The 23364-nt window shown below is 70.5% G+C and carries 23 protein-coding genes; 11 read left to right on the top strand and 12 right to left on the bottom strand.

Features of this window, described 5'->3' with window-relative positions:
* The first annotated feature begins 123 nt into the window (after positions 1–123).
* The 7 genes from dxs (at position 124) to Aco04nite_RS35950 (ending at position 9314) form a co-directional block, all read left to right on the top strand.
* Positions 124–2049: a 1-deoxy-D-xylulose-5-phosphate synthase gene (gene dxs, locus Aco04nite_RS35980; protein WP_213001689.1), complete on the top strand. Its 1926-nt coding sequence runs from the start codon at positions 124–126 to the stop codon at positions 2047–2049.
* A gap of 85 nt (positions 2050–2134) precedes the next feature.
* On the top strand, positions 2135–3433 hold the full coding sequence (locus tag Aco04nite_RS35975; protein WP_213001688.1) for an outer membrane protein assembly factor BamB family protein: 1299 nt from the start codon (positions 2135–2137) through the stop codon (positions 3431–3433).
* Positions 3409–4752, top strand: a complete 1344-nt coding sequence (locus Aco04nite_RS35970; protein ID WP_244876534.1) for an outer membrane protein assembly factor BamB family protein — start codon at positions 3409–3411, stop codon at positions 4750–4752. Before Aco04nite_RS35975 ends, Aco04nite_RS35970 begins: the two co-directional genes overlap by 25 nt.
* Before the next feature lie 4 nt (positions 4753–4756).
* Positions 4757–6028, top strand: coding sequence for an AsmA family protein (locus Aco04nite_RS35965; protein WP_213001687.1), 1272 nt, complete (start codon positions 4757–4759; stop codon positions 6026–6028).
* Positions 6025–7320, top strand: coding sequence for a hypothetical protein (locus tag Aco04nite_RS35960; RefSeq protein ID WP_213001686.1), 1296 nt, complete (start codon positions 6025–6027; stop codon positions 7318–7320). Before Aco04nite_RS35965 ends, Aco04nite_RS35960 begins: the two co-directional genes overlap by 4 nt.
* Positions 7321–7407: 87 nt before the next feature.
* Positions 7408–8088, top strand: coding sequence for a response regulator transcription factor (locus Aco04nite_RS35955; RefSeq protein ID WP_213001685.1), 681 nt, complete (start codon positions 7408–7410; stop codon positions 8086–8088).
* Positions 8085–9314: a sensor histidine kinase gene (locus tag Aco04nite_RS35950; protein WP_213001684.1), complete on the top strand. Its 1230-nt coding sequence runs from the start codon at positions 8085–8087 to the stop codon at positions 9312–9314. The genes Aco04nite_RS35955 and Aco04nite_RS35950 overlap by 4 nt, the downstream gene beginning before the upstream one ends.
* A gap of 556 nt (positions 9315–9870) precedes the next feature.
* On the opposite strand, the gene Aco04nite_RS35945 is transcribed toward Aco04nite_RS35950, so the two are convergent.
* The 5 genes from Aco04nite_RS35945 to Aco04nite_RS35925 all read right to left on the bottom strand — a co-directional run bounded on the left by Aco04nite_RS35945 (position 9871) and on the right by Aco04nite_RS35925 (position 16084).
* Positions 9871–10620, bottom strand: a complete 750-nt coding sequence (locus Aco04nite_RS35945; protein ID WP_213001683.1) for a flagellar basal body-associated FliL family protein — start codon at positions 10618–10620, stop codon at positions 9871–9873.
* Positions 10621–11150: 530 nt separating this feature from the next.
* Entirely contained in the window at positions 11151–13220 is a 2070-nt protein-coding gene (locus Aco04nite_RS35940; protein ID WP_213001682.1) for a 3-hydroxyacyl-CoA dehydrogenase NAD-binding domain-containing protein, read from the bottom strand.
* Positions 13217–14413, bottom strand: a complete 1197-nt coding sequence (locus tag Aco04nite_RS35935) for a thiolase family protein (protein WP_213001681.1) — start codon at positions 14411–14413, stop codon at positions 13217–13219. The genes Aco04nite_RS35940 and Aco04nite_RS35935 overlap by 4 nt, the downstream gene beginning before the upstream one ends.
* Positions 14414–14488: 75 nt before the next feature.
* Positions 14489–14647 carry a hypothetical protein gene (locus tag Aco04nite_RS35930; protein ID WP_213001680.1) on the bottom strand — a complete coding sequence of 53 codons (159 nt, stop codon included), beginning with the start codon at positions 14645–14647 and terminating at the stop codon, positions 14489–14491.
* 117 nt (positions 14648–14764) lie between these two features.
* Positions 14765–16084 carry an HRDC domain-containing protein gene (locus Aco04nite_RS35925; RefSeq protein ID WP_213001679.1) on the bottom strand — a complete coding sequence of 440 codons (1320 nt, stop codon included), beginning with the start codon at positions 16082–16084 and terminating at the stop codon, positions 14765–14767.
* Between the two features lie 170 nt (positions 16085–16254).
* On the opposite strand from Aco04nite_RS35925, the gene Aco04nite_RS35920 reads away from it, so the two are divergent.
* Positions 16255–17253, top strand: coding sequence for a S1C family serine protease (locus Aco04nite_RS35920; protein ID WP_213001678.1), 999 nt, complete (start codon positions 16255–16257; stop codon positions 17251–17253).
* A complete protein-coding gene (locus tag Aco04nite_RS35915; RefSeq protein ID WP_213001677.1) occupies positions 17231–17968 on the top strand; it encodes an ElyC/SanA/YdcF family protein in 738 nt (245 codons plus the stop codon). The genes Aco04nite_RS35920 and Aco04nite_RS35915 overlap by 23 nt, the downstream gene beginning before the upstream one ends.
* A 71-nt stretch (positions 17969–18039) precedes the next feature.
* On the opposite strand, the gene Aco04nite_RS35910 is transcribed toward Aco04nite_RS35915, so the two are convergent.
* Positions 18040–18609, bottom strand: a complete 570-nt coding sequence (locus Aco04nite_RS35910) for a DUF3000 domain-containing protein (RefSeq protein ID WP_213001676.1) — start codon at positions 18607–18609, stop codon at positions 18040–18042.
* A gap of 86 nt (positions 18610–18695) precedes the next feature.
* Between Aco04nite_RS35910 and hemE the strand changes: the two genes are divergently transcribed.
* Positions 18696–19724, top strand: a complete 1029-nt coding sequence (gene hemE, locus Aco04nite_RS35905) for a uroporphyrinogen decarboxylase (protein ID WP_438874970.1) — start codon at positions 18696–18698, stop codon at positions 19722–19724.
* Here hemE and Aco04nite_RS35900 read toward each other — a convergent pair.
* The 4 genes from Aco04nite_RS35900 to Aco04nite_RS35885 form a co-directional block, all read right to left on the bottom strand.
* Entirely contained in the window at positions 19690–20172 is a 483-nt protein-coding gene (locus tag Aco04nite_RS35900; protein WP_213001674.1) for a dihydrofolate reductase, read from the bottom strand. The genes hemE and Aco04nite_RS35900 overlap by 35 nt on opposite strands.
* 58 nt (positions 20173–20230) lie before the next feature.
* Positions 20231–21028, bottom strand: coding sequence for a thymidylate synthase (locus tag Aco04nite_RS35895; RefSeq protein WP_213001673.1), 798 nt, complete (start codon positions 21026–21028; stop codon positions 20231–20233).
* A gap of 70 nt (positions 21029–21098) precedes the next feature.
* Positions 21099–21347 (bottom strand): hypothetical protein, encoded by a 249-nt coding sequence (locus Aco04nite_RS35890; RefSeq protein ID WP_203838830.1) that lies wholly within the window; start codon positions 21345–21347, stop codon positions 21099–21101.
* 44 nt (positions 21348–21391) lie between these two features.
* Complete coding sequence (locus tag Aco04nite_RS35885; protein ID WP_203838831.1) at positions 21392–21598, bottom strand: DUF397 domain-containing protein; 207 nt, start codon at positions 21596–21598, stop codon at positions 21392–21394.
* A 267-nt stretch (positions 21599–21865) separates the two neighbouring features.
* Between Aco04nite_RS35885 and Aco04nite_RS35880 the strand changes: the two genes are divergently transcribed.
* Positions 21866–22408 (top strand): polysaccharide deacetylase family protein, encoded by a 543-nt coding sequence (locus Aco04nite_RS35880; RefSeq protein WP_213001672.1) that lies wholly within the window; start codon positions 21866–21868, stop codon positions 22406–22408.
* On the opposite strand, the gene Aco04nite_RS35875 is transcribed toward Aco04nite_RS35880, so the two are convergent.
* Both Aco04nite_RS35875 and Aco04nite_RS35870 read right to left on the bottom strand, forming a co-directional pair.
* On the bottom strand, positions 22409–23014 hold the full coding sequence (locus Aco04nite_RS35875; RefSeq protein ID WP_213001671.1) for an NAD(P)H-dependent oxidoreductase: 606 nt from the start codon (positions 23012–23014) through the stop codon (positions 22409–22411).
* 72 nt (positions 23015–23086) lie between these two features.
* Positions 23087–23362 carry an isoamylase early set domain-containing protein gene (locus tag Aco04nite_RS35870; protein WP_213001670.1) on the bottom strand — a complete coding sequence of 92 codons (276 nt, stop codon included), beginning with the start codon at positions 23360–23362 and terminating at the stop codon, positions 23087–23089.
* Between the last annotated feature and the right edge of the window lie 2 nt (positions 23363–23364).

Raw genomic sequence — 23364 nt, 5'->3', positions numbered from 1 at the left:
GCCAGGATCGCGCTGGCAGATACGGTTCGGATGCCCGTTTTGCTGTGGAGGTTTTGTGGAGGACCCCGGTATGGCCGGTCGTGCCGGATGCGGGCGAGCTTCGCGCCGATAGACTGTGCCCCTATGAGCGAGCGCAGTGATCAGACGACGACCGGCATCCTCGGCGGCATCAGGACGCCCGGCGACCTCAAGCGTTTGAGCTCTGAGCAGCTCACCCTGCTTGCCGCGGAGATCCGTGACTTCCTGGTCGCGAAGGTCTCCCGCACCGGCGGGCACCTCGGCCCCAACCTGGGCGTGGTCGAGACGACCCTCGCGCTGCACCGGGTCTTCGACTCGCCGCGCGACCGGGTGCTGTTCGACACCGGCCACCAGGCTTACGTGCACAAGATCGTGACCGGCCGGCAGGACGGCTTCGACCAGCTCCGCCAGCGCGGGGGGCTGTCGGGCTACCCGAGCCGGGCCGAGAGCGAGCACGACCTGGTCGAGAATTCGCACGCCTCCACCGCCCTGTCGTATGCCGACGGCCTCTCGAAGGCGTTCACGCTGCGCCGCGAGGACCGGCACGTGGTCGCGGTCGTCGGTGACGGCGCGCTGACCGGTGGCATGTGCTGGGAGGCGCTCAACAACATCGCCGCGGCGAAGAACAAGCTCGTCATCGTCGTGAACGACAACGGCCGGTCCTACGCGCCGACCATCGGCGGGCTCGCCGACCACCTCTCCACGCTGCGCCTCAACCCGGGCTACGAGCGGGTGCTCGACCTGGTGAAGAACGCGCTCGGCTCGACCCCGGTGGTGGGCAAGCCGGCGTTCGAGGTGCTGCACGCGGTCAAGAAGGGCATCAAGGACGCGGTCAGCCCGCAGCCGATGTTCGAGGACCTCGGCATCAAGTACATCGGCCCGATCGACGGGCACGACATCGAGGCCATGGAGTCGGCGCTGCGCCGGGCCAAGGGCTTCAACGCGCCGGTCATCGTGCACGCGGTGACCCGCAAGGGCTTCGGTTACCGGCCCGCGGAGGACGACGAGGCCGACAACTTCCACGGTCCGGGCGCGTTCGACCCCGAGACCGGGGCGCTGACCGCCAAGCCGTCCGTCAAGTGGACCAACGTCTTCGCCGAGGAGCTCGTCAAGCTGGCGGGGGAGCGCCCCGACATCGTGGGCATCACCGCCGCGATGGCCGAGCCGACCGGCATCGCCGCGCTGGCCAAGAAGTATCCCGAGCGGGTCTACGACGTGGGCATCGCCGAGCAGCACGCCGCGACCTCGGCGGCCGGGCTGGCCATGGGTGGGCTGCACCCGATCGTCGCCGTCTACGCGACCTTCCTCAACCGCGCTTTCGACCAGGTGCTCCTCGACGTCGCCATGCACGAGCTGCCGGTGACATTCGTGCTCGACCGGGCGGGCATCACCGGCCCCGACGGTCCGAGCCACTACGGCATCTGGGACATGAGCGTCTTCGGGGTCGTGCCGGGTCTGCGCATCGCCGCCCCGCGCGACGCCGCCACGCTGCGCGAAGAATTGCGCGAGGCTGTCGCCGTGGACAACGGCCCGACGATCGTGCGGTTCCCGACCGGCTCGGTCAACGCCGACCTCCCGGCGCTGCGCCGCGTCGGCCCGGTCGACGTGCTGCGCGAGGACGACCGCAAGGACGTGCTGATCGTCGCGGTGGGTGCGTTCGGCAAGCTGGGCATGGAGGTCGCCGAGCGGGTCGCCGAGCAGGGTTACGGCGTGACCGTTGTCGACCCGCGCTGGGTGCGCCCGGCCCCGGTCGAGCTCGCCGCGCTGGCCGCCGGGCACCGCCTCGTGGTCACCGTCGAGGACGGCGTCCGGGCCGGTGGCGTGGGCGAGGCCGTGGCGAGCATGCTGCGTGACAACGGCGTCGACGTGCCGCTGCGTGACCTGGGCGTGCCGGCCGGCTTCCACCCGCACGGCTCCCGCGCGGAGATCCTGGCCGCGCTCGGGCTGACCGCCCAGGACGTCGCCCGGGATGTCACCGAATGGGTCTCGCGCATCCAGGCGTCCGATTCGGAGCCCCAGCCCGCGAAATAACCGGCTCGCCAACCAACTGGGCCCGCGAAATAACTGGCCCCCGCTCGCCGGGCGTTTTCGTTATCCAGCCGTTACCTTTGAGGGTATGGCGGCGGAGACGTTCGGCGGCGCGACGGTGGTCATCGATCTGGGCACTGCCCGCGGCGAGCCGGCGGAATACGTGTCGCCGACCCGCTCGACCATGCCCCGCTGGCTGTGGCCGGTCGCGGCCGCGGTGCTGGTCCTGCTCGCCGCCACCGCCTCGGCCGGTCCGCCCCGGCCCGCCCTGACGGCGCTGCTCACGATCCAGGTCGGGCCCGCGGATCCGTATGCGATGACCGACGACGGCACCCTGCTCGCCCAGACCCAGGGCACCCTGGCCTCGTTCGACCTGGCCGACGGCGCCAAGCTCTGGCAGGCCGGCACCGAGACGCCCACCTACCGGCTCACCATCGGCGGCGGCCTGCTGCTGCTCCGCTCGCTGACCAGCGCCACCCGGGCCGTCTCGCTGCAGGACGGCAGCGTGCGCTGGCGCCGCGCGGACAGCGTCACCACCGTGGCGGGCTCGCCCACGCTGCTCGCCGTCACCCCGGTCAAGAGCTTCACCTCGGTCGGCCGGCGGGTGCAGCGCGCGATCGACGCGGTTGATCCCGCCACCGGGCAGACCCGCTGGGAGGTCCCGGTGCCCTCCACCGCCGTGCTGCTCGGCGTGCCCGGGCCGGCCGACGACGGCGCCCGCATGCTCCTGGTGCACGACGACCGCACCGCCACGCTGCACGACCTGGTCACCGGCGAGAAGCTCGCCGCCGGCCCGCTGCCGCCCGCCGACTACGGTCCGGACAACCCCGTCGTCTCCGGGGGCCTGATCCTGCTGCGCCACCCCACCCCGGCCGGGCGCATGGTCTCGGCCTTCGACCCCCTCACCCTGCAGCTCCGCTGGACCCGCCCGGCCGGCTTCGCCTTCGAGATCACCACCTGCGGCCGGTACTCGTGCCTGACCGGCCCCGACGGCGTCCGCGCGATCGACCCGCGGGACGGCACGGAGCAGTGGTTCCAGCCGGAGTGGCGCGGCGTCGACCAGCGCGGCAGCCTGCTCGTCGCGTTCGGGACGCCCGCCGGCGAGAACGATCCGATCGGGCTCGTCGACCCGGCGACCGGCAAGGTTCTCACCGGTCTGCACGGGTGGCGGCTGGTCGGCGGGGACGGCGGCGACCACCTGCTGGTGACCCGTCCCGCTGAGGCCGGTCGTACCATGGTCGCGGTCGCCGCCCCCGGCGACGCGCAACCCCGGATCCTCGCGGCACTTCCGGCCGGCACCGCGGACTGTCAGTCGGCCCCGGGCCGGCTCGCGTGCCGGTCCACCTCGGGCGATCTGGCGGTGTGGGCGTACCAGCGGAAAGGCTGACCGTGGCGCTGATCGAGCTGAGCACCGAAGCCCCCGCTCAGCCCGTCGGCGGCCCGCCCCCGGCGTACGTTTATCGTCGCCTCGGCCTGTTTCTGAGCGTCCTGCTCGTCCTCGCCCTCGGCGGTGCGGCCCGTCCCGAGTCGATGCTGCTGCGGCACACCGGGCACATCCCGCTCGGCGACGCCGACTTCGTGATCGGCGACGGCCGGCTCTACGCCGCGGACTTCGCCGTCGACCCACCCGTGATCACCGCCTGGTCCGCCGCGACCGGCCGCCGGCTGTGGCGGGTCCAGGGTCCTGCGGGCAGCACCGAGGGCTACTACTCGCTCTCCGCCGGGGTGCCGGGGCTGCTCATGGTCAACGTGGCCCGCTCGACCACGGTGCTCGACGGCGGCACCGGAGCCCTGCGCTGGCGGTCACCGACCCCGCTGCAGGCGCTTGCCGCCGGCCAGGGGCTGGTCACCAGCGAGAGTTTCCGGGCCGGCACCGAGTACGACCCCGAGTCCGGCGAACCGGGCCGGCTCTACGGCACGACGAGCCAGACCCTGCACACCGAACCCGCCCTGAGCACCTCGCTCGAGGGCGTCGAGCTCGCCACCGGCCGGCACCTGTGGTCGGTCACGGTGCCCGGCTCGGTCGCCACCGTCTGGACCGGCACCGCCGTGGTGGTCTTCTCGGCCGACCGGGTCACCGTGCGCTCGCCGTCGACCGGGGAGGTGCTGCGGGAACGGGCCGTCGCGGACAGCGGGGCGTGGCCGATGTGGGGTGAGGTCGCCGGGGACACCGTGCTGGTGCATCACGGTGCGTTCGGGGAGGGGGGAGAGGTCGTCGCGTACGCCCTCGACACGCTCGACGAACGCTGGCAGCAGAATCAGCCCGACTCGCAGGGCAGCTCGTCGACCTGCGTGGGGCTGCCCTGCCGCAAGACGCGTACCGACCTGACAGTGCTGGACCCGCGCACCGGCACCGCGCTGTGGAGCGCGGGCAACGACCTCGACCTGGTCGCGTTCGGCAACGACGCGATCCTCGAACTGCGCTCGCTCTCGACGCCGCAGCGGGTCGTCGACCGTGGCACCGGCCGGGTCCGGGTCGAGCTCGGCACCTGGTCGAGCTTCGTCGACCTCGCGGACTCCCGCGGATATCTGCTCATGCGGCCCGAGCCCGGCGCGGGTCTGGTGCTCGGCCTGCTCCGGCGCGGCGCACCCGCGATCCAGCTGCTCGGACGGATCCCCCGGGCAGCCGCCGCGTGCGAGCGCGACGAGAAGTACCTGGCCTGCCGCGTCGGGGGCAGCGCCGAGGTCTATCAATACCTAGGGTAAGGGCGTGAGCGACGCTCTGATCGATCTCGGTACCGTTCGCGAACCCCCTACGGACAAGCGCCTCCGACTGCCCCGGGCAACGTTCGTCGTCGCCGTGGTGGCGCTGGCCGGCCTGCTCGGCGGCGCGGCGCCCAGCTTCGGCGAGCCGGCGGTCACGAACGTGCCGGCCCGGCTCGGCGACAGTACGTTCATCGATCGCAGTCTTCCCCGGTTGTATGCCGTCGACCCGTCCGAACAGCAGTACCGCTGGGTCAGCACGTACGGGCTGCCCGGCGGCGAGCTGATCACGCGGACCCGGATGGTCGCCTCCGGCACGGTCCAGTCGGTGGCCACCGCGGGCGAGCTCCTGCTGGTGTCCTACCGGGAGAACGACTCTCAAGTGGTGTCCACCGTCGCCACCCGGCTGGGCGCGCAGACGGAATCCTGGCGGGTCCCCGCCCAGGTCTTCTCATTCTCCGCCGCAGCCGGGACCGCGCTGACGCGTGCCGAGGACGGCACCTGGTCCGGCCTGGACCTGGCCACCGGGCAGCGCCGGTGGACGGTCGCCGAGCCGCCCCAGGGATTCACGTTCCTGGCCGGGGAGTACCGGCTGATCCAGGCCACGACCGACGGCAAGGTCAAGATCATCGATACAGCCGACGGTACGGTCGTCACGAGCGCGAACCTGCCGGATACGCAGAGCTGGCCGAGCCTCGGGATCTCGCTCATGCCCGTCGGCGATCTTCTGCTGGCGGGTGGCCCGGATTCCGTCACCGCGTACGCGATGCGAGACCTGACCCAGCGCTGGACCGCCGCCTTCGACCTGCAGCAGCGTTTCGTGCTGCCCGATTGCGCCGGTGGTCTCTGCGTCGTCGGCTTCGAGGGCGGCCTGGAGGTCCACAACGCCGCGACCGGCGCACCGCGCTGGCGCCAGCCGGGCTGGGCCACCGTCACCCCGGCCGGGTCCGCGCTGATCGTCAGCGGCAACGACGGCTCCGGTGCCTACAACGCGACGTACCCGCTCGCCATCCTCGACGGCGCGACCGGCAAGCGGCTCGCGGACTTCGGCCGGTGGCGACTGACCGGGGCGATCCGGGCCGACGGCACCGCGATCGTGACGCACCTGACCGGTGACGTGCTCAACATCGGCCTGCTCGAGCCGGCGTCGCGCGCCCTTCGCGTGCTCGGCGCGGCCGGCGGCATCTCCGGGGACTGCGACGCCACCGCGGACGTCCTGATCTGCCGCCGCGTCGACGCCTCGATCGCGATCTGGTCAGTGCCTAAGCTGACCCGGTGACCGACGCGGTGATCGATCTCGACCGGCTGCACGATCCCTCCGACGAACACCCTGAACCCGGGATCCGCCGCTTCCGGAAACCCCGCTTGCCGTTCCTCGCGGTCTCGATCCTGTTGCTCGTGCTGCTCGGCGGGTCAGCACGCCTCCCGGCCGAGCGGGTCCCGACGATCGTGGCGGTACGGGTCGGCGAGTCCATCTATCTCGACCCCCACCGGCTGCACGTGGTCAGCCCGCCCAGCGCCGCCAGCCGGGTGGTCACCACGTACTCGCTGCCCGGCGGTGAACTGCTCGCGCGGACCCCGATCGGCGACATCGGCCAGCTCGGCATAGTCAGCCTGGTCGCCTCGGCCGGTGACACGCTGCTGGTGTCGTACCAGCCGGTCTACCCCGACCCGCCGACCACCGTGGGGATCCGGCTGGGCGCCGCGCAGCCGTCGTGGGAGGTGCCGGCCCAGCTCGTGAGCGCTTCCGCGGACGCCGGGCTCGGGCTGCTCGGCTCCGGCGACTACCGGGACTGGTCCGCCGTCGACCTGGCCACCGGCAAACTCCGATGGTCGCTGGGGACGCCGGAGGACGGGGATCTGACGAGGTTGGGGAACGGCTTCCCGCGCCGGATGGTGACGGCAGCCCCCGACGGGCACGTCGAGCTGCACGACGGGGTCAGCGGTGCGCTGCTGCGCGCCGTCGACCTGCCCGCGGACCCGGCCTGGAACCAGCAGGGGATCACCGTCTGGGCCGGCGACGAGGCGATGCTGATCGAGGGGGAGGGCGGGCTCACTGCGTACGGTATGAACGATCTGACCGCGCGCTGGACCGTCCCGATCGATCTCACCGACGACAGCTACGTGGAGCCCGACTGTGCGGGCAGCATCTGCGTGTTCGGCCTCGCCGACGGCCTGAAGGCCCTCGACCCCGCCACCGGTGCGGTCCGCTGGAGCAGCGACCGATGGAGCACAGCGACAGCGATCGGATCCGCCCTGATGGTCCGGGGCACCGAGGTCGGCGATGCCGTCCCCGGCCGGTTCCCACTCGCTGTCGTCGACCCCGCCACCGGCAAGGTGCTGGCCGACTACGGCAGATGGCAGCCGTACGGTCCGGTGCGCCCCGACGGCACGGTGGTCGTGCTACGCCAGGTGGGGACCGTCGTCAACTATGGCCTCCTGGACCCCGCCGTACCGGCCCTGCGCCTGCTCGGCACCGCCACCGGCATCTCCGGCGACTGCAACGCCACCATCGACTTCCTGGTGTGCCGCCGCCTGGATGCCTCCGTCGCCATCTGGGACATTCGGTGACCGGCCGGTAGCCTGCACTTACAGCCCCTTTACGCGATGCCGGGGAAGCTGGTGCGCGGGGGCTGAACAACTCGGAAGGACCCGCGGGTGCGCGTGCTGGTTGTGGAAGACGAGCGGAACATGTGCGACGCGATCGCTCGGGGGCTGCGTCGCAAGGGCATGGCGGTCGACGTCGCCTATGACGGGCTGACCGGCCACGAGATGGCTTATGTCACGAGGTACGACGTTGTCGTGCTGGACCGCGACCTGCCGGGCATGCACGGGGACGAGATCTGCGCCGCCCTGGTCGAGTCGGGTGCGCTCACCCGGGTTCTGATGCTCACCGCCAGCGTCACGGTCGCCGACCGCGTCGAGGGCCTGCAGCTCGGCGCCGACGACTACCTGCCCAAGCCGTTCGCGTTCGAGGAGCTGGTGGCGCGGGTCCAGGCGCTCGGCCGGCGCGCGACCCCGGTGGCCCCGCCGGTGCTCACCGTCGGTGACCTGGTCCTCGACCAGACCCGCCGGGTGGTGACCCGCGGCGGCACCCCGATCGATCTGACGAACAAGGAGTTCGGCGTCCTCGAGGAGCTGCTCAAGGCCCGCGGCGGCGTGGTGTCGAGCGAGGAGCTGCTCGAACGCGTCTGGGACGCCAACACCGACCCGTTCACGACGACGGTCCGCGTGACGGTGATGACCCTGCGCAAGAAGGTCGGCGACCCGCCCCTCATCGAGACGGTTGTCGGCTCCGGCTACCGGGTTCCCGAGCCGGTCGTGGTCACCCCGTCATGACCGTCTACGCGTCCAAGCGGGAACGGCTGCGGTTGCGGCCGACCCTGCGGCTCCGGCTGACCCTGCTCAACGGCATCCTGCTCGTCGGCGCCGGGGCGATCCTGGTGCTGCTGGCGTGGCTGCTGGTCGGCGACGCGCTGCGCCCCGGCGACGAGCTTGCCGCCGGCACCCAGGTGGTGCTCTCCGACGGCACCCGCCTCGACGCGCTGACCTGGCAGCAGAACCTCGTCGGCTCCGCCTCCCAGGAACTGCTGGTCAAGGGTCTGATCGCGCTCGTCGCCATCGGCATCATCGGCATCGCCGGCGCCTACGCGGTGGCCGGCCGCGCCCTGCGCCCCCTGCACAACGTCACCGCCACCGCCCGCCGCCTCGGCGAGGAAACCCTCGACGAGCGCATCCGCTACTCCGGCGCCGATGACGAGGTCGCCGAGCTGGCCCGCACCTTCGACGCCATGCTCGACCGGCTCGCGGGCGCCTTCGAATCCCAGAAACGCTTCGTCGCCAACGCGTCCCACGAGCTGCGAACCCCGCTGGCGGTCATGCGTACCGAAATCGACGTCACCCTGAGCGACGACGAAGCCGACGTCGCCGAATACCGCCGCATGGCCAAGGTCGTCCGCAACGCCTCCGAACGAGCCAACGGCCTGGTCGACGCCCTCCTCGTCCTGGCCCGCAGCGAAGCCCAGTCCGGCCGCCGCCTGGTCCGCAAAATGCCCGCCGACCTCGCCACCAGCGTCTACAACGCCCTCTCCGCGGTCAAAGCCGAGGCCGAACGGATGAAACTCGACGTCACCACCGACCTCGAAGCCGCCAACGTCGTGGGCGACCCCAGCCTCCTCGACCGCCTCGCCGGCAACCTCATCGAGAACGCGATCCGCTACAACCACCTGATGGGCAAACTCTGGCTACGCACCTCCAGCGTGAACGGCCGGGCCATGCTGGTGGTCGGCAACACCGGCTTCGAGGTCGACCAGGTGGACGTCCCCGGCCTGTTCGAGCCCTTCCGCCGCGGCGGCTGGGAGCGAACCGGCTCGCGCGGCTCGGGCCTCGGCCTCTCCATCGTCCGCGCCGTCTGCGACGCCCACGGCGGCACGGTCTCAGCAGTCGCCCAGCCAGGCGGCGGCCTCGAAGTAACCGTCAGCCTGCCCGCCGCGGACACCACCCCGGTGGTCGCTGCCACCGCAACAGTGCCCCGCGCCAAGGGCCTCGGCGTGGCGCCCAGCTAGAAGGTCTGGGGGGTCTGCGGGCCACCCTCGGCGCCCAGGACCGGAGGATCGGTCGGAGCCCAAGTCAGCAGCGTCACGATCGGTCACCTCAGCCCAAGGGCATGTGTCCTGCGCTGAACAATATTTGCCCCGCCCTTGACGGAAGACGCCAGCACACATTGTGGTGTTAGGTCATTCGACGCAATATTCGGTGGACTTCACGCCTCTGATGGACCACGTCCAGCCGGTTGCTCCGATAGGCAACACGTGCTGAAACCGACTGCATGCCTACCAGAACCGCGACGTCGACGCGGTCGCCGACGACGCTGCGTGTTGTCCGCGGTGTGGACCACGCGCCGATGATCCTTCTGAGCATGAAAGCCCGCCGTATGTTGCGCTGGAGGCTGAGGTGCCGCAACTTGTGATGGCGGCGGCTGTCAAATGCGGGGAATCGTTGTTCAGCGCAGGACACATACCTTGTGGCTGAGGTGACCTACCGTGACGGTCGCGGCTATCGGGAAGAAAACGGGGCGCCGCCTCCGTGTGGAGGAGCGGCGCCCCGGAATCGTGGTTCGGGTTACTTCTTCTTTTCGACCTGGGCCCGGAGCTTCGGGAATTCGGCCTTGGCGGAGCTCATGGACTTGAAGTACCAGATGACCCAGCCGATGCTGCCGTCGTCGGCCCAGCCGCACATGATGAGGTCGGCGCCGCCGGCGTCGCCCTTGCCGCATTTTGCGGAGCCGCCGAGGGCGCCGGGGGAGGCGTCGACGATGCCGGTGAGCTTGAGGCCGCCGATGCCGGCGCCGAGGAAGGTGTTGTCGAGTTCCTTCTCGGGGTCGGCGATCGGGGCTGCTGCTGCCGCGACGATGACGATGTCCTGCTTGGTGGGGGTGCCGTAGAGCGCGCCGACCGTGTCCGTGGCGTCCGGGACCTCTTTGAGGCCCTGTTCCAGCTGGTCGGCGGCGCCGGCGAACTGGGGGTCGGTCAGCTTGGGACGGCCGCCGAGGGTTTTGGGCTCGGTCACGGTGATGTTGGAATCCGCGGCGGGCTCGGTGGTGGGGGTCGTCTCGCCGGGGGTGGCACCCGGTTCGGTGGTCGGGGCCGCCGAGGCGATCGCGTCGACGACGTCCTGGCCCTTGTCACGCAGGAGCAGGAAGCCGGCGGTGCCGCCGCCCACGCAGAGGACGAGGACCACGGCGATCGAGATCAGGACGATCGGGAGCGCCTTGGACTTCTTCTTCGGCGGGGTCTGGAACGGCTGGCCGGGCTGCGGGAACCCGGGCTGCTGCTGGGTGTAGTCCGCGGCCGGCGGGTAGCCGGGCGGCACCGAACCGGGCTGGTCCGGGTTGGGCTGCCCGTAGGACGGCTGCTGAGCGCCATAAGGCGGCTGAGCCCCAGTGGGCTGGGCACCGTAAGGCGGCTGAGCCCCATAGGGCTGCTGCGACTCGCTATACGGCGGCTGAGCACCGTAAGGCCCGCCAGAGGACGGCGGCTGAGCGCCATAGGGCCCGCCGGAGGACGGCGGCTGAGCGCCATAGGGCCCGCCCGAGGACGGGGGCTGAGCGCCATAGGGGCCGCCCGAGGTCGGCGGCTGGGAACCGTAAGGTCCGCCCGAGCCGGGCTGGTTGTAGGGCTCGCCCGGGTAAGGCGGCTGGTTGGGCGGCTGGGACATCCACGCTCCATCGGGTCAGGCTGCGGCCCTGGCGAGCTTAGCCGTCCTGAGCGGCCCGTGTGATCCCCTGTTACGCGATCATGACAGTCCGAACGGATGGGACAACGATGCCCCCGCGCCGTGGGGACGCGAGGGCATCGATGGTCTTCAGCGCCGCGAAGCAGGATTCGCCGGCGACGCGGGGATCAGGAGGGCAGGCTGGCCACGCCCTGCGGCAGGAAGCGCTTGCCGGTGACCCGCTCGGCGGTGCCGCTGCGGTCGAGGTACGGCGTGACGCCGCCCAGGTGGAACGGCCAGCCCGCGCCGAGGATCATGCACAGGTCGATGTCCTGCGCCTCGGCGACGACGCCCTCGTCGAGCATCAGGCGGATCTCCTGGGCGAGTGCGTCCAGCGCCTTCTGGCGTACCTCATCGGCTGTCAGGGGAGCGGAACCGCCGTCGACGAGCTTGACCACCTCGGGGTTGATCTCGTCGTCGACCATCAGGGGCAGGCCGGCGTCGACGATCTTGCGCAGGTTGGGGCTGTCGCCGAAGCGGTCCGGGAACGCCTCGTGCAGCGACTCGCCCACGTGCAGGGCCACGGCAGGGCCGACGAGCTGGAGCAGGGCGATCGGGCGCATGGGCAGGCCCAGCGGGTCGAGCGCGATGTCGACGACCTCGAGCGGGGTGCCGGCGTCGATCGCGTTGAAGACCTCGCTGGTGAAGCGGGTCAGCAGACGGTTGACCACGAACGCCGGGGCGTCCTTGACCAGCACCGACGACTTGCGCAGGTCCTTGCCGACCGCGAACGCCGTGGCAAGGGTCACGTCATCGGTCCGCTCGCCCTTGATGATCTCCAGCAGCGGGAGGACGGCGACCGGGTTGAAGAAGTGGAAGCCGACGACGCGTTCGGGGTGTTCGAGGCCGGCTGCCATCTCGGTCACCGACAGCGAGGAGGTGTTCGTCGCCAGGATCGCCTCGGGGGTGACGATCTTCTCCAGCTCGGCCCAGATCTGCTTCTTGAGCTCGAGGTTCTCGAAGACCGCCTCGATCACGAAGTCGGCGTCGGCGAAGACGGACTTGTCGACCGAACCGCTGACCAGGCCGCGCAGCTTGGCTGCGGTGCCCTCGTCCATCCGGCCCTTGGACTGCATCTTGGCGATCTGGCCGTGGACGTACTCGACGCCCTTGTCGACGCGGGTCTGGTCGAGGTCGGTGAGGACCACCGGCACCTCGAGCCGCCGGGCGAAGAGCAACGCGAGCTGGGAGGCCATGAGACCGGCACCGACGATGCCGACCTTGGTGACCTTCCGGGCCAACCCCTTGTCGGGTACGCCCACCGGGCGCTTCGCCCGCCGCTGCACGAGATCGAACGCGTACAGGCTGGCGCGGGACTCGTCACCCATGATCAGGTCGGCGAGCGCCTCGGTCTCGGCCGCGGTGCCGTCCTCGAACGTCGCGTCCTTGGCGAGAGCGAGCAGCTCGAGCGCCTTGTTGGCCGAGGGGACAGCGCCGTGCAGCCGCTCGTCGAGCTGCTGCTTCGCGAAGAAGAGCACGCCGTCCCACATGTCCCGGTCAACCTCGGGACGCTCGACCGTCACGGTGCCCTGGACCACGCCGGCCGCCCATTCGAGCGAGCGCTCCAGGAAGTCGGCCGGCTCGAACAGCACGTCGGCGACGCCCAGCTCGGCGGCCTGCTTCGGGCGGAGGACCTTCTGGGTGAGCGGGTTCTGCAGGATGATCTGCGCTGCTCCGGGCGTACCGATCAGGTTGGGAAGCAGTTGACTGCCGCCCCAGCCAGGCACCAGACCGATCGCGACCTCGGGGAGGCCGAGTGCCGCCGCGCCGGCGGAGACCGTGCGGTAGTGGCAGTGCAGAGAGACCTCGAGGCCACCGCCGAGAGCCGCGCCGTTGATGAACGCGAACGTCGGGATGCTCGAGTTCTTGAGCCGGGCGAAGACTCGGTGGCCCAGCTCGCCGAGGGCGAGGGCCTGCTCCTTCTCGGTGATGAACGGCATGCCCGTGATGTCGGCGCCGACACAGAAGATGTACGGCTTACCGGTCAGCGCGATGAACGCCGGCTCCGCCTCGGTGGCCTTGGTGATCGCCTCGTCGAGCGACGCCAGCCCGGCCGGCCCGAAGCTGTTGGGCTTCTTGTGGTCGAAGCCGTTGTCGAGGGTGATCAACGCGGCGGGCTTGTCCAGCCCGGGCACCTTGACCAGGCGTACGAGCGCCTTGGTCACGACCTCGTTGGGGTAGTCCGGGAGCGCCGTCACTTGTCGTTTCCTTCCCAGTGGGGGTTCTCCCAGATGACCGTTCCGCCCATGCCGATGCCGATGCACATGGCGTTGATGCCGTAGCGGACCTCGGGGTGCTCCTCGAAGTGCCGCGCCAGCTGCGTCATCAGCCGCACGCCCGAGGACGCGAGCGGGTGACCGATGGCGATCGCGCCGCCCCACGGGTTGACGCGGGGGTCGTCGTCGGCGATGCCGTAGTGGTCGAGGAACGCGAGCACCTGCACGGCGAACGCCTCGTTCAGCTCGAACAGGCCGATGTCGTCGATGGTGAGCCCGGCCAGGCGCAGCGCCTTCTCCGTCGACGGGATCGGGCCGTAACCCATGATCTCCGGCTCGACGCCGACGAAGCCGTACGACACGAGCCGCATCGCGATGGGCAGGCCCAGCTCGCGAGCGGTCTCCTCGTCGGCCAGCAGCGCCGCGGTCGCACCGTCGTTGAGGCCGGCCGCGTTGCCCGCGGTGACCTTGCCGTGCGGGCGGAACGGAGTCTTGAGGGTGGCGAGCTTCTCCAGGGAGGTCTCGCGGGGCGCCTCGTCGGTCGTGGCGAGACCCCAGCCCTGCTCGGCGCTGCGGATCGCGACGGGCACCAGGTCGGGCTGGAGCTTGCCGTTCGCGTACGCCTTGGCCGTCTTCTCCTGCGAGGCCAGACCGTACGCGTCGACGCGCTCCTTGGTGATCCCGGGGAGCCGGTCGTGCAGGTTCTCGGCGGTGCTGCCCATGACCAGCGCGGACGGGTCGACGAGCTTCTCCGCGAGGATCCGCGGGTTGGGGTCGACGCCCTCGCCCATCGGGTGGCGGCCCATGTGCTCGACACCGCCGGCGATGGCGACGTCGTACGCCCCCATCGCGATGCCGCCGGCGACGTTGGTCACCGCGGTCATGGCACCGGCGCACATGCGGTCGATGGAATAGCCGGGCACGGTCTTGGGCAGGCCGGACAGCAGAGCGGCGGTACGGCCGATGGTCAGGCCCTGGTCGCCGATCTGGGTCGTGGCCGCGATCGCGACCTCGTCGACCTTCTCGGGCGGGAGCTGCGGGTTGCGGCGCATCAGCTCACGGATGCATCGGATCACCAGATCGTCGGCGCGGGTCTCGGCATACATGCCGCCCGCCTTGCCGAACGGGGTGCGGACGCCGTCTACGAAGACGACCTCGCGGCTTACTCGGGGCACAACAAGCCTCCTTGCAGGCGTGAACCCAGGGCTCTAGACACGGTTATGTTACTCGCCGGTAAGTAGCTCGACCAGTCAGTGTGGGAAGGCGCGTGGAGTGTGGGGCGAGATCTCCTCGCGGAACTCCTCGATCCGTAGGCTGACGTGTCCCGTGTTCGTCGTGCCCTCGAGCCGGTCCAGATAGAGGTTACGCCTGGCCAGGGCGTCCAGACGGACAGTGAAATAGATCAACATCAGGGGTTGATGAAGAGCTCGCTGCCGGCCGTACGGGTGGTGAATTGCACGTCACCGAAAGCCCCACGGGTCAGCACCGACCCTGCTCCCTCGAGCGCGGCAGCAGGGGCGGTCTGATCACTCCGCGGCGGGCGGGGCGTCGGGCAGGACCGCCGCGATCTGCTCCGCGAGCAGGACGACCTGCCAGTTGCGGGCGCCGAAGCCGAGCAGGACCTCGCCGACCGCCTCCGGGGTGACCTCGTTCGGCGGGGCCCAGGCCAGCCGGCGGATGAAGTCCGGGCTGATCAGGTTCTCCGGGGGCAGGGTGTGCGACTCGGCGATGGCGATCACGACCTGCCGGCAGCGCTGCAGCCGGGCGGCGGCGACCGGGTCGCGTTCGGCCCAGCGGTGCGGTGGGGGCGGGCCCTCGACCGGCTGGTTCACGGGCAGCTCGTCGTCGCCCAGGGCGCGGGCGGTGTCCAGGGCGTCGAGCCAGACGCGGGCCAGGCGGCGTACCGATCGGCCGCCGAAGCCCGGCAGGGTGAGCAGCGTGCGCTCGTCCTTGGGGTCCAGCTCGGCGGCGGCGATGATCGCGGAGTCCGGCAGAACGCGGCCCGGGGCCGAGTCGCGGCGGGAGGCGACGCCGTCACGGGCGTACCAGAGGGCACGGACCCGGGACTGGGCGCGGGCGCCGCGGACTCGGTGTATTCCCGACGTGCGTCGCCACGGGTCCGGGCGGCTGCGCGGCGGGCGGTCGGCGCTCGCGACCAGCGCGGCGAACTCCTCGGCCGCCCACTCCGCCTTGCCCTGCCGCTCCAGCTCGGCGGCGAGCAGGTCGCGCAGGTCGGTCAGAAGTTCGACATCGAGCGCGGCGTACGTCAGCCACGACTCGGGCAGCGGCCGGGTCGACCAGTCCGCGGCCGAGTGGTGCTTCTCCAGCGAGAAGCCCAGCAGCTGCTCGGTGAGCGCGGCGAGCCCGACCCGCTCGAACCCGGCCAGGCGCGCGGCCAGTTCGGTGTCGAAGAGCCGGCGCGGCTTCATGCCGATCTCCGCCAGGCAGGCCAGGTCCTGGCTCGCGGCGTGCAGCACCCACTCGGTGTCGGCCAGAGCCTCGTCGAGGGTGCTGAGGTCGCTCAGCGGCATCGGGTCGACGAGCACCGTGCCCGAACCCTCGCGGCGTAGTTGTACGAGGTACGCGCGCTGGGTGTAGCGGTAGCCGGACGCCCGTTCGGCGTCGACGGCAACGGGGCCGGAGCCGGCGGCCATCCTGGCCACGACCTCGGCCAACTCGGCGCTGGACTCCACCGGACGGGGCGTTCCGTCGCGGGGCGCGGTCAGCGGGACAGCGGTGCGGGCAGGCTCGGGACCGCCAGACGTTAGGTCGGGCGGCACGTCGTGCGGTCCGTCTTGTGCAAGGTCCGGCGTGTCCCGACGGTGCAGGGGTGCGTCGTCGGTCACTCCGTAACCGTACGGGGGTACCCACCCCCGCGTGTGCAGCCGGGTACCGGCGCGTCGGCGCTCGATCCACTTGTTGCCTGAATCCGCGCCGAAAAAGGCCCGTCCGGACCCGTCCGGACGAGGGTTTTTTCTCGTACTACCCCCCGAAGCCTCTAGTACTCGGGAGTTTCATGACCACCGCCTATGACCCCTACGGGGTGCCGGGTCAGCGCCGGGCGCCGCACGATCCGTTGCTGAGCTTGCCCGACCACCCGTCGGGCGAGTGGGCGGCGACCTCCTATCCGCCGCAGCCGATGCCGGACATCGACATGGGTCCGCCGCGGGTGGGTCATCCACGCCCGGCGCGTCGCGACTCCGGGCCGTACCTCGTGTCGCCGTCGGGTGGGGCGCCGTTCCCGGTCGTCTCCGAGCCGATCGAGGGCCGCCGCCGCAGCCGGGTGATCCCGGTCCTGCTGGCGCTGCTGCTGCTCGGTGGCGGGGGATTCCTGGCGTGGCGGATGGAGCAGGCCGACGCCCGGCTGGGTGACCAGCTGTCCGCCTCGCAGGTACGCCAGACCGAGCTCGCGGACCGCGCCGAGAAGCTGGAGACCCAGCTCGCCGGCGTCTTCGACCCCGAGGCCATCTCGTCGTCGGTGCTGCCGAGCGTCTTCCGGGTCCGGGCCGGCAACTTCACGGGTACGGCGTTCGCGGTCGGCGATCCCGCGGACAAGCAGACCAACCTGCTGACGAACTATCACGTGGTCGAGTCGGTGTGGGAGGCCGGAACCAAGAAGGTCTTCCTCGAACGCGGCAAGGACGAGCTCACCGCCACGATCGTCAAGGTCTCCAAGGCCAAGGACATCGCGTTGCTGCGGACGGACAAGGAGATCGCCGGGCTGGCGGTCGCCAAGGAAACCGTGAAGCCGGGCCAGCAGGTCGTGGTCGTCGGCACGCCGCTCGGGCTCGAGGACACGGTCACCACGGGCGTGGTCAGCGCCTACCGGCCGGACGACTCGGACGGGCCCTCGATCCAGTTCGACGCCCCGATCAACCCGGGTAACTCGGGCGGGCCGGTCGTGAACAGCGCGGACCAGGTCATCGGGCTCGCCACGGCGAAAGCACGCGATGCCGAGGGCATCGGCCTGGCCGTACCGATAAAAACAGCTTGTGACACTTTCAAGGTCTGCTGATCAACTGAACACGCTGGCCGGGTTTCTCGGCCGGCGCGACGTCCCCGCGCTCACCGAGCGCGCCGACATCCTGATCCTGTTCGGGGGCTGCCCGCCGGAGGGCTGGGATCTCGCTGCCCGGGCCTGGCTCGACGGGATCGCCGGGAAGTTCCTGCTGGTCGGGGGCGCGGGGCACACGACGCCGATGCTCCAGCGCTTTCCGCGGCTCGCCGGGTTCGACATCGAGGCCGACATGATGGCCGCCTACCTCGCGGCCGAGCACGGCATCACGGACGTGCTGCTGGAGCGGGAGTCGACGAACTCCGGCAACAACATCACGTTCGCCGAGCGGACGATCCGGGCCTGGGCCGGCGGGCCGCCGGAATCCATGATCCTGATCCAGGACGCGTCCATGCAGCAGCGGATGGACGCGGTCGTGCGCGCGAAATGGACCTACGGCACGCCCCAGGTGATCAACTTCGCCGGCACCAGCCCGAGGGTCGAGGTCCGCGACGGCAAGCTCGCCTACTCGGGTACGCCGCACTGGGGCGCCTGGGACGTCGACCACTGGATCACCCTGCTGATGGGCGAGATCCCACGCCTGGCGGACACCCCGGACGGCTACGGCCCCCGGGGCCGCGACTTCCTCGCCCACGTCGACATCCCCGCCGACGTCCTCGCGGCCTTCGAGGAACTCCGCAAGACCTACGACGTGCGCCCGGCCCTGGGGGCGTAGGGGCACGAAGTTGCGCTGAAACCGGCGCTGCCGCAACATCCTGCCTGGAGGCGGGGCCTGAAGGCGGAGCGCTAGGCGGTTGAGGCTCGCTGGCGGTTCAGGGATGTCACGCCGGGCGGGGGCAGGCCCGCGGTGGAGGCGAGCATCGTGCACCAGCCCTGGAGGTGGGCGCCGAGGTCGTCGGAGGTGGGCGTCCAGGAGGCGCGGATCTCCAGGTCGGCGGTGGGCAGGGGGCCTGCCAGCTCACCGAAGCGGGTCGACGCGGTCTGGGTGATTGTGCCACCGATCGCTGTGTACGCGGCCGCGTGCTGATCGAGCCCGTCGGTGAGCCAGGTCCAGGCGACGGCGGGCAGCAGGGGATCGCCGGCCAGGTCGGACTCCAGCTCGGCGGTGATGAGCGTCACGAGCCGCAGATTGCCCCGCCAGGCCTCGTGGCCGTCCGGGTCGTGCAGCAGGATCAGCCGGCCGCTCGCGACCTCTTCGCCGTCGCGCAGGACGGTGGCGCTGAGCGCGAAACCGTACGGTGCGAGCCGTTGAGGTGCGGCGATCTCTTCGAGGAGGATCTCCTCGCGCGGGGCAGCGGCCCGCAACCCTGCCACAGCGCGGGTGAACGCCTCGGGTGCAGCGGACGTAGGCGCCATGCAAGGAAGGGTATGCCGATCACTGCCTCGTGTCCGCGCGCGGCGCGCCGCATGCTCCCGTTCACTCACGTGGCACGATGTCGCGGGTGAGCAACTCTCCCGCCGACTCCGCCCTCGTCCGCGCCGCACGCGGGCTGGAAGTGCCCCGCACCCCCGTCTGGTTCATGCGTCAGGCCGGCCGTTCGCTGCCGGAGTACCGCAAGATCCGGCAGGGCGTCGCCATGCTGGAGTCCTGCCGCCGGCCGGAGCTGGTCACCGAGATCACCCTGCAGCCGGTCCGCCGCCACGGCGTCGACGCTGCCATCCTGTTCAGCGACATCGTGGTCCCGCTCGCGGCGGCCGGCGTCGACCTCGACATCGTCCCCGGCACCGGCCCGGTCATCGCCGAGCCGATCCGCACGGCGGCCGCGGTCGAGGCTCTGCGCCCGCTCGAAGCCACCGATGTGAGCTACGTCGCCGAGTCGATCCGGCTGCTGCTGCCCGAGCTGGGCGCCACGCCGCTGATCGGGTTCGCCGGCGCGCCCTTCACGCTGGCGAGTTATCTCATCGAGGGTGGGCCCTCACGCACGTACCTCAGGACCAAAGCCATGATGTACGGCGACCCGGAGCTCTGGCACCGGCTCTGCTCCCGTCTGGCCGACATCACGCTGACGTTCCTGCGGGTCCAGATCGAGGCGGGCGTCAGCGCCGTCCAGCTCTTCGACTCGTGGGCGGGTGCGCTCTCCGAGGCGGACTACCGCGAGTACGTCATGCCGCACTCCGCCCGGGTCCTGAGCGGCCTCGCCGAGGCGGGCGTCCCGCGTATCCACTTCGGCGTCGGCACGGGTGTCCTGCTCGAGGCGATGGGCGAGGCGGGCGCGGACGTCGTCGGCGTCGACTGGCGTACCCCGCTGGACCGTGCCGTGAGCGTCGTCGGCCCGGCCCGGTCCCTGCAGGGCAACCTGGACCCGGCGATCCTGTTCGCGCCGTGGGAGGTCGTCGAGCGCGAGACCCGGCGGGTGCTGGCACAGGGGAAAGCGGCTCGCGGTCACATCTTCAACCTGGGTCACGGCGTCATGCCGGAGACCGACCCGGACGTGCTCACGCGCCTGGTCGAGCTGGTCCACTCCGTCTGAGGTCCTCGACCACGTAGGCATCCGTCTGCTCGGCCTTCTCCAGCTGCCACTCGGGGCCGAGCTCGGGCGCCCAGGTGTCACCGTCGACAGCCAGATCGATCCTGGTACGCACGATGTGGTCGGCGTGCGGCAGCAGGGCGGCGTAGATCTCCGCGCCGCCCATCACCCAGAATTCGTCCTGCTCGCCCAGCAGCTCGTCGATCGAGGACAGCACTTCGGCGCCGGGCGCGGACCAGCCCGGGCGGCGGCTGAGAACGACGTTGCGGCGCCCGGGAAGGGGCCGGACCCTCTCGGGCAGCGACTCCCACGTGCCGCGGCCCATCACGACCGTGGCGCCCATCGTGCGCTCACGGAAGACCTTCTGCTCACCGGGGATCCGCCACGGAATCTCGCCCGCGTTCCCGATGACCCTGTTCTGCGCCTCGGCCCAGATCATATGAATGGTCATGCAGGCACCGTCGCCCGGAGTGGAAGACGGCGCGGTCCGCCAAGTTCGGTGTGGTCGGTCATACCGCGACCGGCGCCCGCAGAGCCGGGTGGTGCTGGTAGCCCTCGAGCGCGAAGTCTTCGTACTTGTAGTCGAAGAGCGAGGGCGCCGGGGCGAGCTTGAGGGCCGGGAAGTCGTACGCCTCCCGGCTGAGCTGCTCGCGGACCTGCTCGACGTGGTTGGAGTAGACGTGGCAGTCGCCGCCGACCCAGATGAAATCGCCGGGGATCAGCCCGGTCTGTGCGGCGATCATGTGCGTGAGCAGCGCATAGCTGGCGATGTTGAACGGCACGCCGAGGAACATGTCGGCGCTGCGCTGATAGAGCTGGCAGCTCAGCCGGCCGTCGGCCACGTAGAACTGGAACATGGCGTGGCACGGGGCGAGGGCCATCTCGCTCAGCTGGGCGACGTTCCAGGCGGAGACGATCATGCGCCGGGAGTCCGGGTCGCGCTTCAGCGTGGCCAGCAGGTCGGTGATCTGGTCGGCGTGACCGCCGTCCGGGGTGGGCCAGGAGCGCCACTGCTTGCCGTAGACCGGGCCGAGCTCGCCGTTGTCGTCGGCCCACTCGTCCCAGATGGAGACGCCCTGTTCGCGCAGCCAGGCGACGTTGCTGTCGCCGCGCAGGAACCAGAGCAGCTCGACCGCGACCGACTTGAAGTGCACGCGCTTGGTCGTGACCAGCGGGAAGCCCTGGGACAGGTCGTAGCGCAGCCGCTCGCCGAAGAGGCTGACCGTTCCCGTGCCGGTGCGGTCCGCTTTGGGGACCCCGGTCTCAAGGACCCGGCGTAGCAACTCTTCGTACTGGGTGTCGGCCATGGCCGACACGTTAACGCGCCGCGCCGTGCCGCCCGTGGTTGTTACCGGTCGGCGCGGCGCGGGTCACACGTCATCGGGACCAGGCGTCGCTCATCGCCGAGATCTGTTGGTTGAGCTGTGCCAGGTCGCGGTTGGGCTCTTCCTTCTCCGCCGGTTCGGCGTGAAAGCCGAGCTGTGTGCCGAGCTGCTGCCATCGGTCGAACAGGATGGCTTCGATCAGTACGTTCTTGACCTCGTCGTGGGCCTCCTGAAGCTCCTTGACGGCAGCCTCGTAGCGCTCCACCTTCTTCAGCAGCTCAGAACCCTCGTAATTGCTCATGTCCCAACCGTAACGGGAGATGAAGGTTGTTCGGGTTGATATCGCTACAGGTCGAACTCGCCGTCTTTGGCCCCACCCACGAAGGCATCCCATTCGGCGGGCGTGAAGAAGAGCACATCGCCCTCCGGGCGCCGTGAATCACGCACGGCCACCCCATTGTCCAGCAGGGCGACCTCGACGGCCGCTTCCTCGGACTTTGCACTGCGGCGCCACACTGCGCCGCTCAGATCTGCCTCGAACTTCTTCACCACGGCGCACAGTCTGCCATCAGCTGCGGAATACGTCCCCGAAAGGATGACGTACTCTGGCGTGTGCTCGTTTCTACCGATCTTCGACTAAAAGCTTGGACCAAGTCTCTCCGTAGGCCTTTGTCGCTTTTCGGGGCCGCGGCGTTACTGCTCGCCTCGGGGGCGGCTGCTCCGGCGGCCCCGAGGAGACCGGCAGCGAAAGCGACGGTGCAGGCCGCGAGAACGTATGGTCCGGCGGTTCCGAAGCAGCAGCATCGCGCGACAAGGACGGTGGCGCTGACGTTCGACGACGGGCCGTCCCGCTACACCCCGCAGATCCTCGCCGTGCTGCGCCGCCACCACGTGCACGCCACGTTCTGCATGCTTGGTGACGAGGCCCGGCGCTACCCCGAGCTCGCCCGCCAGGTCGTTGCCGAGGGGCATCAGCTCTGCAACCACAGCCGCGATCACGCCAACCTGCAGAAGGCGTCGCCCGCCAAGGTCCGCGCGGAGGTCACCAAGGCGCAGAAACAGATCAAGAAGACCACCGGGGTGACGCCCAAGATCTTCCGCTTTCCCTACGGCGCGTCGGACAGCCAGGCCCGAAAGATCGTCCATGGGTACGGGCTCCGCGCACTCGGCTGGGATGTCGACCCCGAGGACTGGACCCGCCCGTCGGCCAGGAAGATCACCACCCGGATCACCGCGCACGTCAAGAACGGTTCCGTGGTCCTGATGCACGACGGCGGCGGGGACCGGAGTCACACCGCCGCCTCGCTCGAAGCCACCATCACCCGGCTCCAAGCCCGTGGATACACGTTCGTCCTCGCCTGATCAGGCGGCGAGCTTGGCACCGATCGTGACGATGCGCTGGGCCAGGTGGTCCAGCGCCGCTGTCGTGGCGTCGCTCAGCGGGTCGTCGTTGGTGGCGCCCGTGACGTGCGAGACGCCGTAGGGGTTGCCGTCGGCGAACTTCAGCGGGTCGGTGTAGCCGGGCGGCACGATGACGCCGCCGAAGTGGTAGATCGAGTTGTAGAGCGCCAGCAGGGTCGACTCCTGGCCGCCGTGCGCGGTCTGGCTGGCGGTGAAGCCGGCGTAGGCCTTGTTCGCGAGCAGGCCCTGGCCCCACTGGGCGCCGAGCGTGTCGAGGAACTGCTTGAGCTGGCTCGCCACGTTGCCGTAGCGGGTCGGGGTGCCGAGCAGCACCGCGTTCGCCCACACGATGTCGTCCGCGGTCGCCTTGGGCTCGTTCTTGGTGCGATCGAAGTGCTGGCTCCAGGCCGTGTTGGAGGCGATGGCCTCCTCGGGCGCGAGCTCGGCGACCTGGCGCAGCCTTACCTCGGCACCGGCCTTCTCGCCGGCCTGCTGGAGTCGCTCCGCCATGCCGTGGATCGTTCCGGTGGACGAGTAGTAGATGATCGCCAGTTTCACGTTCGCCACGAGAGCCCCTTCCGTAGTTGTTTGCACCGTCAACTAACGGTAGTTCGTTCCCGGGGAGGGCGAGGTGAAACTCTAGAGAAGCAACTCACTGCCGTGCGGCCCGACACCGTCGGCCTGCTCGTCGTCCAGCCAGACGCCGTCCGAGGCCAGGTAGCGGAACTTGTGGTGGCCCGGTGCGAGGTGCAACGTGATGGTGCGGGTGCCGTCCCGGCGCACCTTCAGCTCGTGCAGCCCCGGCTTCCAGTCGTTGAACGTGCCCACCACGCTCACCGTCCCGGCGGGTGCGTCTCTGGGCAGGCAGAACGTCACCCGGGTCTTGTTGCCGAACAGCTTGCTTCGCTTGATCATCT

It is taken from the genome of Winogradskya consettensis, from assembly GCF_018332715.1.
Classification (GTDB): Bacteria; Actinomycetota; Actinomycetes; order Mycobacteriales; family Micromonosporaceae; genus Actinoplanes; species Actinoplanes consettensis.
This window is presented reverse-complemented; position numbering and strand designations above follow the sequence as displayed.

Excerpts from the sequence above, each read along its gene's own strand:
- dxs (WP_213001689.1), top strand. The coding sequence starts at position 124 with ATGAGCGAGCGCAGTGATCAGACGACGACCGGCATCCTCGGCGGCATC.
- Aco04nite_RS35975 (WP_213001688.1), top strand. The coding sequence starts at position 2,135 with ATGGCGGCGGAGACGTTCGGCGGCGCGACGGTGGTCATCGATCTGGGC.
- Aco04nite_RS35950 (WP_213001684.1), top strand. The coding sequence starts at position 8,085 with ATGACCGTCTACGCGTCCAAGCGGGAACGGCTGCGGTTGCGGCCGACC.
- Aco04nite_RS35930 (WP_213001680.1), bottom strand. The coding sequence starts at position 14,647 with ATGTTGATCTATTTCACTGTCCGTCTGGACGCCCTGGCCAGGCGTAAC.
- Aco04nite_RS35920 (WP_213001678.1), top strand. The coding sequence starts at position 16,255 with ATGACCACCGCCTATGACCCCTACGGGGTGCCGGGTCAGCGCCGGGCG.
- Aco04nite_RS35910 (WP_213001676.1), bottom strand. The coding sequence starts at position 18,609 with ATGGCGCCTACGTCCGCTGCACCCGAGGCGTTCACCCGCGCTGTGGCA.
- Aco04nite_RS35900 (WP_213001674.1), bottom strand. The coding sequence starts at position 20,172 with ATGACCATTCATATGATCTGGGCCGAGGCGCAGAACAGGGTCATCGGG.
- Aco04nite_RS35895 (WP_213001673.1), bottom strand. The coding sequence starts at position 21,028 with ATGGCCGACACCCAGTACGAAGAGTTGCTACGCCGGGTCCTTGAGACC.
- Aco04nite_RS35890 (WP_203838830.1), bottom strand. The coding sequence starts at position 21,347 with ATGAGCAATTACGAGGGTTCTGAGCTGCTGAAGAAGGTGGAGCGCTAC.
- Aco04nite_RS35870 (WP_213001670.1), bottom strand. The coding sequence starts at position 23,362 with ATGATCAAGCGAAGCAAGCTGTTCGGCAACAAGACCCGGGTGACGTTC.